The organism is Neobacillus niacini (assembly GCF_031456445.1).
Taxonomy (GTDB): Bacteria; Bacillota; Bacilli; order Bacillales; family Cytobacillaceae; genus Neobacillus; species Neobacillus niacini_I.
Window position 1 is genome coordinate 24,433 of record NZ_JAVDUQ010000017.1, and the last position, 15,223, is coordinate 39,655.

Genomic DNA, 15,223 nt, shown 5'->3' on the forward strand with positions numbered 1-15,223 from the left:
ATATTTTTATTGGACACCGTTTTTTCTAATTATGAATAAAGTATTGGAAGCAGACTTCTTTTGAGGGGGTGTCTTCATGACTAATAAAAATGAAAATTTATCAGAATTAGAACAAAAAAGACTGAGTATTGAAAAACAAATCGCTATTGGTATATGGATTCAGGTGATTGGGGCAACAATCGAATTCTTAGGGATTGCCAAGTTAAGGGGGATAAGCGAAAATCCGGATTCCATTCCTGAAAAAGAAGTCCTTTCTGGTGCCGCCATTCAAGCAATCGGCACATTTTTTGAAGCGATTGGTGTATCCGGACAAATCACTGAAAGTGACAATAGGATTAAATTAGATGCCCAAAAATTAGCGATTACTGGTGACTGGCTTCAATCAATCGGTGCGGCATTAGAGGCAGCCGGTGGAACAGGGGAATTTGTCCAGGAACAAGAAAAACCAAGTTTATTTGTTCCATAAGGAAGGATTTAATGGGAAAAATGGGCATGCTAACTGTATGTGTTGATTAAATTTTAGGAGGGTATTATGCAATCATTTATCGTTAGTTTCCATCAAGAAGACAATGTAGATAGCATGCAAATACAAAAATTAAACCAAGCAGACTTTGACAAAGCGACGGAAGGCGGAACAAGACATTTATTTGAGTTAGATACAAACATCGGCTTTTTTGTCTTTTTTGATGCAGAAGATGTCGACGGGGTTGTCTCTTATTTAATGCTTCAATATGAGGAAGACAGTGAAGAACCTGTTGGCTGTTACTCTTTCCGACTGGAGGATTTTTATGAATTCATGGCCCTTTACTTAAATGACCTCGAATTTAACGAAGAAACGGAGGAAGAAGAAGAAGAGTACGGCCCGATTCACCATTTAGCACATCTTTTGTTCCATATTGTTGATGAGGGGAAGGATATTGAGGTGTAGATCGGATACGGCTGCAATCAATTTAGGCGTTTTCTTTGAAAAAAGCATACTTTGTCACGATAAAAAGATGAGAGGACGCCAATTTAGGCGTCCTTTCTTTGGAAATGGGACTAATTTTAGTTCTTAATAAATAAAAATGGTTCAAGGATTTGCATATCTAATTTTTATTTGCGAATTATTACCCTTTATTTGTGTATTGACTTATTTTATTTGCGAATCGCACCCTTTTATTTGCGAATTAACCTATTTTATTTGCGAATCTAAAAACTTACGACCTATTCACTATTTGAAATTATCGGGATAATAAAATCGATTCCTTTTTGTTCCGGAAAAATGCAAATTTGAAGAGCGCAACAATCTTCCAGCTAAATCAATCGAGTCTATATGAACAAACCTCCGAAACTCCCGATTCGTAATTTTCGTATCAACCAATAAAAAATAGTCCCTCAGCGCATCTATATGCGCATCCAAAGAATAATGCTGACATTTAGGACAGCACCATTTCTGTTTCTTGCGAATAAGCGGGAGATATTTACAGTAGGGGCATTGAACGCCAGTTAATAAATCTGACCTTTGAATACCGAATTTTTGAAGGAGATAGCCTGTCGGTGGAGTATTCATTTTTAAAAAAAGTCGGGAAAGTTTGCGGAGGTCTTTTGCAGCCAAAGATGGGGTAGCGTACATACACTCAAGATCATGAATTCTTTTTAACATCACATCGCCTTTACATACTTTTGATTTTATTTTGTAAGAGTTTTTTCCTGTGAGGACATACGAAGCATAACTATTACTTATAACAACCAAATAAACGACTGGAACGGGAGGAAAATGATTTGCTGCTAATAGTTTCTTTATGTATTTTTGGTGCCTTTCTGCCTGAGCAATTGGATAGGAATACCCTTTTTCTTCCTCATTTTTAATCTGGATAAATTGCTCGTTATCCGTATCAAATACTAATTTACCGGCCATATTTTTCACGTCAATGATTAGGATAAATTCACCTGTTAAGAGAAGGGTATCAATTTGGCAGTTGTAGTCACCATCTGGAAGGTTTAAATCGTGGAATATCAGATATTTCTGCTTAGGGAGTTCACGATAATAAAAATCTAGAGATTGTTCGCCCTCGTACCCAGCTTGTCTTCTGCCTAGTTCATCTAAAATTTGCTGATATTTTGCGTGACTTAGAGGCAGGCGCCGCAAAATAGCGGCTAAAATGAGAATTTTTAATGGTATTGTTCTGTCTTTTACTAGCAAAATGATCACTCCTTTATTTTTTCCTCTTAAAATTAGCATATAAGTCTTCGAAAAAACGAAATGACTTGTAAAAACTTTTTGAACAAATATTTTATCCGCGAATTTGGGAGGTTTATCCGCGAATTGAAGGGATTTATCCGCGAATCAGAACCCTTTATCCGCAAATCGCCCCACTTTATCCGCGAATCACTAATTCCTAAAATAATCCACCAGCATTATTTTTGAAAAATACACCAGACAACGTTATAATTATCTTGAATTCAAAATAAACTCCCCAAGAATGGAGGAAAGCATATGATTCAAAGAGAAATAACACGAACCTGGACCGTACAGCATCATCAGCACAGTCCCATCCATGCGGCGGGAATGGTACTGAATCCAACCAACATGCAAGAATTTGATCCATTCCTTTTTCTGGCGGAGGATTTTTTCAAAAAAGGTACCTTTGATTTTCATCCTCATCGCGGGATTGAGACCGTAACCTATGTGATCGAAGGAAAGCTTGAACATAATGACAATAAAGCAGGGAAAGGGGAGCTTGGACCTGGTGATGTTCAATGGATGACGGCAGGTAGAGGCGTCATTCATATAGAAGACCCGGCAGAAGGTGAAACCGTTCATTCCTTGCAGCTATGGGTAAACCTTCCCCGTGAACACAAGATGACTGAGCCGCGTTATCAAAACCTTCGAGGTCAGGACATGCCGGTCCGCGAAGAAGAAGGTGCGCTGATTCGTATTTTTTCCGGCTCATCAGGCGGAGTACAATCTGCTACCCAAAATTATGTACCAGTGACATTTGTTGAAATCAATTTAAAGGCAGGAGCAAGCACCGTCCAAGATTTACCGGGGAATTATACCGGTTTTATGTATGTACTGGAAGGAAACGGCTTTTTCGGGAAAAATAAAGTAGAAGCCAAAAAAGGTCAGGCACTGCAATTAGGCAAGGGTGTAGAAGGGGAAGAGAGCGAAGTAACTATTCAGGCAAAAGAAAGGCTGCGTGTCTTGCTCTATGCAGGCAAACCTCTAAATGAACCTATCGTTGCCCGCGGCCCTTTTGTCATGAATACGGAAGAAGAAATCCGCCAGGCCTACAGGGATTATATGGATGGAAAGTTTGAGGAGTAATGCCCAATCATCCATTAAACCACAAGAGGACAATAAAGCATCGGATTTTTCAAGTCCGATGCTTTACTCATGACTGTTTTTGCAAAGACTTCATATTAATCTTTCTCCTCTAATGAGTAGTAAATATTAGAAAAAAAGGTCTGGCAGTTCACCAAACCTTTTACTAAACGTTAAAACCGATTCATCATTTCTTTGGAATTTGTTTTACCCATCATACCTCCATTACCATGGCAAGCCTTGAAGATGTCTTTTAGTTCTTCTTTAGAGGAATTCGGATGCATTTTTTGCATAAAAGGTAACATTTTTTTGAAGTTAAGACCATTTTCAGAGTTGCTGTTTCCTGCTGCAAAAACAGCAGTTCCGGCACCAAGGATTAGTGCTGCACTAAAAAAGCCGATGGCAATTTTTTTCATTCTAAACAACTCCTTTCTTTTCTTACCTTAATCATAGATCAAGACTTTGCAGAAATGATGGAGAATGAATGACGAATTAATGAAGTTTAAAAAAAGCACTGGTTTTCTAAAAAGACCAGTGCGAATCCCTTTATCCTTTTTTCGCCACAACAACCCTTGCTTTTCCCATGAAAAAGATGGTTACAGCCGCGATTGCAATCGGAATCAGTGTAAGTAAAAACATTTGTGTAATCGAATCAGACATGGCGTGAACAATTTTATCCAAAATAAAACTAGGAATTTTTGAACGTTCACTTGCTTCAAAAATTTGCCGTGGATCCATATTAAATTTAGGAGCTCCGCCTTGACCGCCGGCTCCCTGCATCCCCTTAAATGCTTCCTTCAGGTTATCGGTAAATACATTCGTTTGAATCGATCCAAAAATGGTTACCCCAAGTGTCATTCCAAATGAACGAAGGAATGAATTGGTGGAATTGGCCGTTCCGCGAAATTGCGGCTCCAAGTTGTGAATCGATGCAGTTGGTAATAGGGAAAAGGAAAATCCAACGCCAAAACCGACAAGAATCATATAAATAGTAAGCAACCAGCGGGCAGTATCCGTTGTCATATTCCCAAGCAGAATCATACCGGCCAAATAGGAAATGATGGAGATAATCATTAAATTACGATAAGAGGTTTTCGTTAAGAAAATCCCCCCTACAGAACTTCCTGCAACAGACCCTAACATCATCGGAGTCAAAATTAACCCTGCATTCTTGGCTGACCCGCCATAAACGGCTTGCACAAAGATCGGAATAAACACGGTTAAAATAATAAATGTGCCGCCATACAAAAACGCAAGAATTTGTGAGGTGGCAAATAATCTTCTTTTAAAGAGCCAAAGGGGCAGAATCGGTTCAGCTGCTTTAAATTCAGCAATGAAAAAGACAATGAAGAAGACGAAGAAGCTTGCAAACAAGCCAATAATTTGAACGGAATCCCAGTCATATTCTTTGCCGCCAAGCTCAAGGGCAAACATTAAACTAATGACAGAAATAACAAGTGTGATAGCACCGGCCCAGTCAATTTTTTGCTTGGAATGCTGAAGGGATTCATGGTAGAAACGAACAATTAAGAAAATCGAAACAATTCCAATGGGAACATTGACATAAAAAACCCAATGCCAACTAATATAGTCGGTAATATAGGCTCCTAATAATGGTCCCAAAACACTGGAAGCACCAAATACGGCACCAAGTAATCCAGTCATTTTTCCGCGATTTTCAGGCGGGAAAATATCAAACACGATGGTAAATGCAATTGGCATTAGTGCTCCGCCGCCAATTCCCTGAATCGCACGATAGATGCTTAACTGAACAATACTTTGGGCAATTCCGCAAAGGGAGGATCCAATTAAGAAAACCACTGATCCAAAAATAAAGAAGCGTTTGCGCCCGTACATATCAGATAGTTTGCCGAAAATCGGCATTCCGGCCATAACTGCTACCATATAGGCAGAGGTCACCCAAATAAATTTGTCGAAGTCTCCCAGATCTGAAACAATGGTCGCCATCGCTGTTGCAACAATGGTATTATCCATGGCAGCCATTAAAATAGCTAATAAAAGTCCAGCCACCACAAATTTAAGATTATTATCTTTTTTAATCATGAATTATCTCCTTCTCTTTATTGGTCTATCTAGATCTCCTTTCATAGGATAAAAAAGTTTGATAAGATGAAATAATCTAAGGAAACCTATTATCTTGATAATCAAGATAAAGCAATTTTAAAAGGAAGGATGAAACATGTCAATGGATTTATTTGATCATCCTGATACGATAAAAACTCTTATAAAAAATTTGCGGAAATTAAGCACGAGAATGGTTCTTTTTCAACAAACCGCTGCTCATTCAATTGGCTTGGTTCATACTGATTTTAAAACGGCGGACATTTTGAATGAAGCGGGGCCACTCACGGCGGGGGAATTAAGTAAAGTGACCGGCCTTAGTACTGGGTCCGTTACAGCTCTTATTGATCGACTCGAGCAGGCAGGCTATGTTACGAGGGAGAAAGATCCGAATGACCGGCGACGTGTTATTATTGTACCGGTTAAAGAGAACCAGAGCTCGATAAAAGAACATTTTTTACCATTAAATCACTCAATGACTGAATTGTGTTCTCATTATAATGAAGAGGAGCTAGAGCTAATCAGTGATTTTTTAGAAAAAACAATTGCCCTTCATGAAAAAGAGATCCAACGGACAAGTCGATCGGAAACCTAAAATGAGGAGCTCTAATCGAGAGCTCCTCATACAGATTTTAAAATGTCGTGATCCACGTAGCGTTCGCCGTTTAATTCACTAATTACGTTGATCGCAACCTTGGCACCGTCACCAGCAGTGATAATGGTATGCATGCTGACACCGGCAATTGTTCCAGCTGCCCAAACACCATCAATATTGGTTTTTCCAGCAGCATCTACATCAAAAATCGTTTTGATTCTTGGTTCTGTACCAGGTTTTGTAGTAATGCCAGCTTTTTCAGCGAGGTCAGCCATCATACCGGTTGCAACAATAACGTGCTTCGCTTCAAATTGACCTTTATCCGTTTCTACTTTTAAACCGCCATCCGTTTTACTAATATTCGTTACGGTAGCTTGCGTCAGTTCTGCACCAAACTTACGTGCTTGTTCCTTACCGATTTCGACAAGGTCTGGGCCGGTAATTTCTTTTACACCGTAATGATTCTCTATCCAAGCTCTTTTAGTCACACTTTTATCATTATCTAATACCAATGTTTTCTTCCCAGCTTTAGCGGTAAATAAAGCAGCACTTGCTCCGGCAGGACCGGCTCCGATAATTACTACATCAAACATTTCCATTACCTCCATTATTTAGAATTATTACTAATTAATAGTTTAGTTAATTTAAACGTATATGTAAAATAAACTGCTCTTAATGGGATATATAAAATAGAACGACATCCTCTAGAAGTATGTCCATTTATCGGTAAAATAAAAAGAACCATCATTTCCTTCTTTGGAATAATGGTTCTTATACTTGTTTTTATATAAATAATCTTTTTTCGTCTTCGTTGTTCTTGTTCGCATATCTGCAAATACAAAGGGACTCCGTTTTACATCCGGGTTCATTTTTCCTTCACGTTCCAGTTTTTCGCGCAGCCTTTTGGCTTTTGATTTTGCCATTCTAATTCACCTCTTTATAAAGATTAATTCCATTATATACTATCTTTATATAGAGGTGAATGAATTACTGTTCTTGGCTTTTTAATTTAGGTGAAGACTCTCGCTTTTTAGAATGATGTAAGAAGTAGTAGAGTGCTCCACCAATTAATACATAGAAGGTACATAAGAAATATAACGAGCTGTAATCCATTTTGGCAGCAATTAAACCTACTATAAAGGATCCCAGTGCCATACCAGTATCATAGATTGAAAGAAAGGTAGCAGTAGCTAACCCTCTCCTTCTAGGTTCTGAATCTTGAATGGCAATGGTTTGAAAGGTTGGAAAGAGAGTTCCCCAGCCTACACCAATTACTCCCGCTGAAATGAGAAAGGTAACGGCTCCGCCACTTTTACTTAAGAGTAGCATCCCAAATGCAAAAAGGATAACGCATGGGTAGAAAATAAAATTTGGTCCATATTGATCTAACCATTTTCCTGTAAAAGGTCTAGAAATTAATAACACGACAGCATAAACGACGAAGAAAAGACTCGCTAAATTTGCCAAGTGAATTTCAGTTGCATATACAGATACAAATGAAAGAAGGGCTGAGTAGACGATTGCCAAGAAGCTTCCAACTACTGAAATGGGAACAGCTGAGGGCTCAATTAAGTTGCGAATGGAAAAAGATGAACTGACAGCTGCTTGAGATGTTTTTTCCGTTTTCTCCATTTTGACAATAAGACCCGTCACCAATGAACCGAATGCGACAATCATGCTAAGGGTAAATAGAATTTTATCGCCTAAATGTTGAATTACGGTTAAACCGATAAAGGGTCCTAGAACCATTGCTAAATTAATGGACATCGCAAAATATCCCATCCCTTCCCCTCTACGTGAAGGAGGGATAATATCGGCAACAATGGTTCCAGCTGCTGTTGTTGCAATGCCGAAACCTACCCCTTGTAACAAACGAATAAAAAGAACCCCCATGATTGTTTGAGGAAAAAAGTATAAAATAGAGGCTCCAGCGAAAATAATTAATGCTGTTAACAGGGTTTTTTTATGTTCCCCGCGTTCCAGCCATTTACCCGCAAGTGGGCGTGAGATGATGGCAGATAGTAAAAATACAGTCGTCATTAATCCTGCCTCAGAAGCACTGCTGTGATATTCTTGTAAAGCCAAAATAGGAAGAGTTACAAGTAAAATATAAAAGGTTAAAAAGACAAAAAAATTACTTAAGGAAATACTAATAAAATCCTTTGTCCACAATTTCGATTTCGACATGTGGTAATCACTCCTTTAAAAGTTTATGTAACCAGTCCATTTGAATCTGGCAAAGATCTTGCTGTGATGCTTCAGGAAGATGTTTTAATAACAATTGATTTTGTTTCGTTACCGCATTTTCCCAGTTCGGATATTCCTTTAAAGCGGCATCGGTTAATTGAATATGTTTTTCCCGTTTGTCTTTGCCCGGAACCTGTCTCACATATCCTTGTTTGACCAGTCTTTGGATGGTACGAGTCATTGGAGGGGCTTCAACAAATAAATAATCACATAGTTCTTTTTGGGTTAAGGAGCCCTTCGTTTTTAAAACAAAAATAACGGCCCACTGTGAACCGTATAAATCCATTGGTTTTAAGACTTCATTCAATTTATTGGTAAGATGTCTGGAAAGCTGGTGAAGGGTGTGAAAAAGTTCGTGGTTATACATTAGAAAGTCACTCCAGATCCATTCGTAAATTAGTTACCTAGGTAACTATATGCCTGTTTAAAGGAAATGTCAAGGAATGTTCACAGATTAGTTTTGTTTAAGTAGTGCCCGTGGAGAGGAAGAAAATCAAAGTGCGGGAACTATCAGGTGTCTATAGTGCCCATGAAGAGGAAAAAAATCAAAGTGTGGGAACTATCAGGTGTCTATAGTGCCCATGAAGAGGAAAAAAATCAAAGTGCAGGAACTATCAGGTGTCTATAGTGCCCATGAAGAGGAAGAAAATCAAAGTGCGGGAACTATCAGGTGTCTATAGTGCCCGTGGAGAGGAAAAAAATCAAAGTGCGGGAACTTTTAGGTGTCTATAGTGCCCGCGGAGAGGAAAAAAATCAAAGTGTGGGAACTATCAGGTGTCTATAGTGCCCATGAAGAGGAAAAAAATCAAAGTGCGGGAACTATCAGGTGTCTATAGTGCCCATGAAGAGGAAGAAAATCAAAGTGTGGGAACTATCAGGTGTCTATAGTGCCCAAGAAGAGGAAAAAAATCAAAGTGCGGGAACTATCAGGTGTCTATAGTGCCCGTGGAGAGGAAAAAAATCAAAGTGCGGGAACTATCAGGTGTCCATAGTGCCCGTGGAGAGGAAGAAAATCAAAGTGCGGGAACTATCAGGTGTCTATAGAGCCCGTGGAGAGGAAAAAAATCAAAGTGCGGGAACTATTAGGTGTCTATAGTGCCCGCGGAGAGGAAAAAAATCAAAATGTGGGAACTATCAGGTGTCTATAGTGCCCGTGGAGAGGAAAAAAATCAAAGTGCGGGAACTATCAGGTGTCTATAGTGCCCGTGGAGAGGAAAAAAATCAAAATGTGGGAACTATCAGGGGTATATAGTGCCCGTGGAGAGGAAAAAGATCAAAATGTGGGAACTATCAGGTGTCTATAGTGCCCGCGGAGAGGAAGAAAATCAAAGTGCGGGAACTATCAGGTGTCTATAGTGCCCATGAAGAGGAAGAAAATCAAAGTGCGGGAACTATCAGGTGTCTATAGTGCCCGTGAAGAGGAAAAAAATCAAAGTGCGGGAACTATCAGGTGTCTATAGTGCCCATGGAGAGGAAAAAAATCAAAATGTGGGAACTATCAGGTGTCTATAGTGCCCGTGGAGAGGAAGAAAATCAAAGTGCGGGAACTATCAGGTGTCTATAGTGCCCGTGGTTAGGAAAAACCAAGAAACGGGAACTATCAGAGGCCCAAAGTATCGGTAATTGTATACGATATTCTAAGCTGGGAAACAAAAATCCCACGGAATCATCATGAACTCCGCGGGACGTCTAAAACAACTCTATTTTAATACATTAAAATACCTTGCTTCCGGATGGGCAAACACCATGGCCGAGACAGAGGCCTCCGGCTCCATCATACAGCCATCGGTAAGCTCAATACCAATTTCCTCCGGCTGGATTAATTTGAATAATTTCTTTTGATCCTCTAAATCCGGACAGGCAGGATAGCCAAAGGAATAACGCTGTCCTGGATATTTTGCCGCAAAACGGTCCTGCATTGTAAAATCAAGTGGATCAGGGAATCCCCAGCGATCGCGCATTTGTCTGTGGATTAATTCCGCAAAGCCCTCAGCTGATTCCAAAGCAAGCGCCTGAAGGGCATGGCTTTCTAAAAAGCGGCCTTCCGCTTTAAATTGATCTGCTTTTTCACGGATGCCTCTTCCTGCGGTAACCGTAAAGAATCCTACATAATCCTTCTCGCCGCTTTCCACCGATTTCACGAAATCAGCTAAACATAGATGCGGCTCAGATTCCTGACGCGGGAAGTCGAATGTCTCAATCACTTGATCCGGATTTTCCGGATTGTAGATATAAATTTTATTTCCCTCTGATTGTGCAGGGAAGAATTGATAAACCGCTGCAGGTGTAATCCAGCCTTCGGTACTTGCGTCCTGAAGCAATTGATCGACAATCTCTTTTATCTTCAGCGCCTTTTCATCTTTTTCCGCAATTAATTTCGAAATTTTACCTTTCACCCCAAGATGGTGTCCAAGCAGCATTTGCATATTGATATAGGGTTCAATATGAGAAATTAAATAGGACCGTAAAAGATGGCGTTTTGTATCTTTCGGAACAAAGACCGGAACCTCTTTCGAAACAGAAGGTTTTACTTTAACCGCCACAGCACTTCCTGTACGAAGATGACTGAAATCCCGAGGAATCTCTGCCGCAGCCAGCTTTTCTTGTTTCTCTTCAAATAGCTTTTCTTGCTCCCCAGGAGATTGCACTTGGTTAGCAAGTGATAGTCCCGTCATGGCATCTTTCGCGTATAGTACAAGTCCATCGTATTCTTTTGCAATTTTTGTATCGGTAAATTTCCTTGAAAGTGCAGCACCGCCAACCAAAATTGGTAAAGAAATTCCCGCTTCTTTTAAATCCTGTGCCGTTAAGACCATTTGCTGGGCGGATTTAACCAGTAAGCCGGATAAGCCAACAATGTCCGGTTTTTCATTTCGAACCGCTTGGATTAAGTCCGCAGGATTAACCTTGATTCCCAGGTCAACCACTTGATAGCCATTATTGCTAAGAATAATGTCCACAAGGTTTTTCCCTATATCATGGACATCCCCTTTGACCGTTGCTAAAATAACTTTTCCTTTAGAAGCAGAAGTGTCGCCTTTTTCCATATGCGGCTCTAAATGAGTTACAGATGCTTTCATGACTTCAGCACTCTGCAATACTTCAGCGACAATTAATTGGTTGTCATTGAAAAGACGGCCGACCTCTTTCATTCCTTCCATTAGCGGCCCGTTAATAATATCGAGCGGTGCTGGATATGAAGCAAGTGCAAGGTCTAAATCCGCAAGCAAGCCTTCTTTTGTTCCTTCAACAACATAATAGGCGAGTCGTTCTTCTAATGTCATATCAGGAAGGGTCGATTTCGCTTCTTTCTTTTTCCCACGGTACATTTCAGTAAAGGTGGCTAATGATTCATCTGTCGTTTTAAATAACAGCTTTTCAGCCGCTTCGACTTCTTCCTTAGGAATGGAAGCAAAGCGCTCAAGCTTCTCCGTATTGACAATTGCATAATCTAATCCTGCTTGTGTGCAATGATAAAGGAATACGGAGTTTAAAACTTCTCTTCCGACTGGAGGAAGTCCAAAGGAAACATTACTAATTCCTAAAATGGTTTGAACTCCAGGAAGGTTTTCTTTAATCAACCGAATTCCTTCTACTGTCGCTTTTGCGGACCCAATATATTGTTCATCACCTGTTCCAACAGGGAAGACAAGCGGATCAAAAATAATGTCCTCCGGCTTTAACCCATATTTATGAACGAGTACGTCATGGGAACGTTTAGCAATTTCCAGTTTGCGTTCTGCAGTAACCCCCATGCCTTTTTCATCAATTGTTCCAACAACAGCGGCAGCACCATACTTGTGAATCAATGGTATGACTGCTTCAAAGCGCTCTTCTCCATCTTCAAGGTTAATCGAATTAATAATTGCTTTACCTTGGGAATATTTAAGCGCTCTTTCAATTACCTTTTCATCAGTTGAATCAATGACAAGCGGAACTTTTACTTTTTTAACGACTTCTTTAATGAAATGTTCCATGTCGACAATTTCATCACGGTCAGGATCGGCAAGACAAATATCGATAACATGTGCGCCGCCTTTTACCTGTGCACGGGCAACTTCCGATGCTTCTTCAAATTTACCTTCCGTAATTAAACGTTTGAACTTACGAGATCCAATTACATTTGTCCGTTCTCCCACCATGATCGGTCTTAATGTCGGATCATCATAAATAAATGGATCGATACCTGATACCATATGGACAGAGGAGGACTTCAGTTCCCGCGGTTGATAATTTTTCATTGCTTCAGCAATTGCCTGAATATGCTCAGGTGTCGTACCACAGCAGCCACCGACAATATTCAGCCAGCCATGTGCTGCAAAGTCAGAAAGTTTTTTCGCCAAGGTTTCCGGTGTTTCATGATAATGCCCCTCCTCATCAGGCAGCCCCGCATTTGGATAACAGCTGATCGCAGTGGTTGCTAGACCCGAAAGAGAACGGATATGGTCCTGCATAAATTCTGGACCGGTTGCACAGTTTAAGCCAACGGCAACTGGTTTCATATGTTCGACCGAAATATAGAACGATTCAATCGTTTGACCGGCAAGTGTTGTTCCCATCGGTTCAATTGTTCCAGACAGCATAAGCGGCAACGTTTTCCCTGTTTTTTCAAAAGCCCGGGAGATTCCAATGAAGCCTGCTTTTACATTTAACATGTCCTGGCTTGTTTCAAGGAGCAAAAGGTCGACTCCACCGTCAATTAAGCCGACTGCCTGCTCTTCGTAAGAGGCAGCAAGTTCATCAAAGGTGGTTCCGCCCGTCACACTTAATGTTTTCGTTGTGGGTCCCATCGAACCGGCAACATAGCGCGGCCAGTCAGGGGTGGAAATTTCATCTACAGCCTTCTTGGCAATTTGTGCGCCTACTTTATTTAATTCGTAGGCTTTATAGCCCAAATCATATTCGTCGAGGACAATGCTGGTTGCACCGAATGTATTGGTTTCGATAATGTCTGCTCCGGCCTCGAGATATTCGCGGTGAATTTTTTCAATTACTGCTGGTGCAGTTAAAGTGAGGTTTTCGTTACAACCCTCATATTCTTCCCCGCCAAAGTCTTCGGCACTTAGGTCTGCGCGTTGAAGCATTGTTCCCATTGCGCCGTCCATGACAAGAATTCGTTTTTGTAATTGTTCACTGAAAGGTGCTTTCGACATAGAAGTTCCCCCTAATTTCATTCGCACGCTGGTTGGTATAGGCTGCCAGCTCCGCCGTTATCTCATAACGTAAGAATGGCGTGATTAAATAAATCCCATTGAATAAATCTAATGCTGTATCGATTAATGATTTTGTTATTTCAATTCCTTCTCGAACCGCCTGCTCCGGTTGATCATTCAACTTAGCCATTCTGTCACGAATGGAATCAGCAATTTTGATACCAGGAACTTCGTTATGCAGGAACTCAGCATTTTTACTGCTTGTGAGCGGCATTAAGCCGATATAGATTGGTGCACTTAGATGTTTTGTATTTTCATAGACTTCTATTAATTTTTCCTCTGAAAAAACAGGCTGGGTGATAAAGTAATCTGCCCCATATTCGATTTTTTTCTCCAAACGTTTTACCGCTTTTTCAAGGGTTCTAACATTTGGGTTAAAGGCTGCAGCAATACTGAAATTGGTTTTCTGCCCAAGGTCTTTTCCCGAAAAGGATAAGCCTTCATTCAACTGCTTGATCATTTGAATCAGTTCAAAGGAAGACACATCGTAAACGGAAGAAGCACCCGGGAAATCGCCCACTCTTGCGGGATCACCGGTTATCGCCAAAACATCATTCATCCCAAGCGTATGGAGACCCATTAGATGTGATTGCAAACCAATGATATTTCGATCCCTGCATGAAATATGAATCAACGGTCTCATATCCAATTCCGTTTTCACCCGGTAACCTAATGCTTCATTTGCAATTCGTACGGTTGCAAGAGAATTATCCGCAAGTGTAATGGCATCAATTCCCGCTTTCTTTAACGCTTTTGCCCCTTCAAAAAACTTGGTCGTATCCAGTTTCCTGGGAGGATCTAATTCTACGATGACCGATGGTCTCTCCTTCACAATATCCTGAAGGGGAGGGTACTCTCTTTCTGGGGTACGGTGATCAATTGATATTTTCTTTGGTTTTAATTTTACAACTTTTTCGACAATTGGAACAGCATTCTTTAGTTCGGAAGCAAATGCTCTGATATGTTCCGGTGTGGTGCCGCAGCATCCACCAAGCAGCCGCACTCCTTCATTACGGAAGGCCTGGGCTGACTTCCGAAAATAATCTGCATCCCCTTCATAATGAAACTTTCCGTCCATATAAGCTGGAAGGCTTGCATTCGGATAAGCAGATAAAAAGGAATGGACCGGGAGTTCAACCTGCTCCAAAGCGAGAAGCATATGGTGAGGACCAAGCCGGCAGTTCAGCCCAATGACATCGGCACCGAGTCCTTCCAATTTTTTTAACGCATCATTGACAGGGGTCCGGTCCTGAAGATTACCAGGTTCTTGAAGTGAAACTTGTGCAATGATGGGTAGTTTTGTTTCTTTTCGGGCGATGGTCAAAATCGTTTCTAATTCCTCCAAATCATAAAAGGTTTCGAGCAGCAAACCATCTACCCCTTCTAATAACAGACAATACAACTGTTCGCGGAAGCTGCGTTTTAACTCTTCTATTGTAATCGAATTCGATTTAATCCCCCGGTTGCCGCCGAGCGTCCCCAGAACGTAGGCATCCTGTCCGGCAGCCAATTTTGCGTTCCGGACAGCGGCGCTGTTAATTTCTTTTACCGAATCTTCAAGCCCGTACCGCCCAAGCTTTAAATAGTTTGCCGCATATGTGTTTGTTTGGATGACATCAGCACCTGCTTCAATATACGCCTTATGAATATGTTGGATTTGCTCAGGGTGGGAGAGATTGAGTTCCTCAAAACAACAATCCGTTCCATATGAATATAGAAGCGTTCCCATTGCTCCATCGGCAATTAAGATTTGATTTTTTAATTTTTCTAAAAAGCTCATGG

Annotated in this window: 13 protein-coding genes; 4 read left to right on the forward strand and 9 right to left on the reverse strand. The window is 40.7% G+C overall.

Going from position 1 to position 15,223, the window contains the following annotated elements; all coding sequences use genetic code 11:
* Positions 1-76: 76 nt before the first annotated feature.
* Both J2Y67_RS14865 and J2Y67_RS14870 read left to right on the forward strand, forming a co-directional pair.
* Positions 77-466 (forward strand): hypothetical protein, encoded by a 390-nt coding sequence (locus J2Y67_RS14865; protein WP_310175325.1) that lies wholly within the window; start codon positions 77-79, stop codon positions 464-466.
* A gap of 66 nt (positions 467-532) precedes the next feature.
* A complete protein-coding gene (locus J2Y67_RS14870; RefSeq protein WP_310175327.1) occupies positions 533-928 on the forward strand; it encodes a cytosolic protein in 396 nt (131 codons plus the stop codon).
* Between the two features lie 282 nt (positions 929-1,210).
* Here J2Y67_RS14870 and J2Y67_RS14875 read toward each other — a convergent pair whose 3' ends face one another.
* On the reverse strand, positions 1,211-2,182 hold the full coding sequence (locus J2Y67_RS14875) for a nuclease-related domain-containing protein (protein ID WP_310175329.1): 972 nt from the start codon (positions 2,180-2,182) through the stop codon (positions 1,211-1,213).
* A gap of 294 nt (positions 2,183-2,476) precedes the next feature.
* On the opposite strand from J2Y67_RS14875, the gene J2Y67_RS14880 reads away from it, so the two are divergent.
* A complete protein-coding gene (locus tag J2Y67_RS14880) occupies positions 2,477-3,307 on the forward strand; it encodes a pirin family protein (RefSeq protein ID WP_310175331.1) in 831 nt (276 codons plus the stop codon).
* Positions 3,308-3,477: 170 nt separating this feature from the next.
* Here the strand turns inward: J2Y67_RS14880 and J2Y67_RS14885 are convergent, their stop codons facing one another.
* On the reverse strand, positions 3,478-3,720 hold the full coding sequence (locus J2Y67_RS14885; protein ID WP_310175333.1) for a PLC family EF-hand domain-containing protein: 243 nt from the start codon (positions 3,718-3,720) through the stop codon (positions 3,478-3,480).
* Between the two features lie 130 nt (positions 3,721-3,850).
* Positions 3,851-5,368 carry an MDR family MFS transporter gene (locus tag J2Y67_RS14890; protein WP_310175335.1) on the reverse strand — a complete coding sequence of 506 codons (1,518 nt, stop codon included), beginning with the start codon at positions 5,366-5,368 and terminating at the stop codon, positions 3,851-3,853.
* Positions 5,369-5,510: 142 nt separating this feature from the next.
* Between J2Y67_RS14890 and J2Y67_RS14895 the strand changes: the two genes are divergently transcribed.
* The gene (locus tag J2Y67_RS14895; RefSeq protein WP_310175448.1) at positions 5,511-5,981 is read left to right on the forward strand and encodes a MarR family winged helix-turn-helix transcriptional regulator; all 471 of its coding nucleotides are present in this window, start codon (positions 5,511-5,513) and stop codon (positions 5,979-5,981) included.
* Between the two features lie 26 nt (positions 5,982-6,007).
* Here J2Y67_RS14895 and J2Y67_RS14900 read toward each other — a convergent pair whose 3' ends face one another.
* From J2Y67_RS14900 to J2Y67_RS14925, 6 genes are all read right to left on the reverse strand, one after another.
* Positions 6,008-6,574, reverse strand: a complete 567-nt coding sequence (locus tag J2Y67_RS14900) for an FAD-dependent oxidoreductase (protein ID WP_310175337.1) — start codon at positions 6,572-6,574, stop codon at positions 6,008-6,010.
* Between the two features lie 111 nt (positions 6,575-6,685).
* Complete coding sequence (locus J2Y67_RS14905; protein WP_310175339.1) at positions 6,686-6,904, reverse strand: hypothetical protein; 219 nt, start codon at positions 6,902-6,904, stop codon at positions 6,686-6,688.
* Between the two features lie 64 nt (positions 6,905-6,968).
* Positions 6,969-8,168: an MFS transporter gene (locus J2Y67_RS14910; protein ID WP_310175342.1), complete on the reverse strand. Its 1,200-nt coding sequence runs from the start codon at positions 8,166-8,168 to the stop codon at positions 6,969-6,971.
* 7 nt (positions 8,169-8,175) lie between these two features.
* Positions 8,176-8,595, reverse strand: a complete 420-nt coding sequence (locus tag J2Y67_RS14915; RefSeq protein WP_310175344.1) for a MarR family winged helix-turn-helix transcriptional regulator — start codon at positions 8,593-8,595, stop codon at positions 8,176-8,178.
* Positions 8,596-9,928: 1,333 nt separating this feature from the next.
* Positions 9,929-13,381, reverse strand: coding sequence for a methionine synthase (metH, locus tag J2Y67_RS14920; RefSeq protein ID WP_310175346.1), 3,453 nt, complete (start codon positions 13,379-13,381; stop codon positions 9,929-9,931).
* Entirely contained in the window at positions 13,359-15,221 is a 1,863-nt protein-coding gene (locus J2Y67_RS14925) for a bifunctional homocysteine S-methyltransferase/methylenetetrahydrofolate reductase (protein ID WP_310175348.1), read from the reverse strand. Before J2Y67_RS14925 ends, metH begins: the two co-directional genes overlap by 23 nt.
* Between the last annotated feature and the right edge of the window lie 2 nt (positions 15,222-15,223).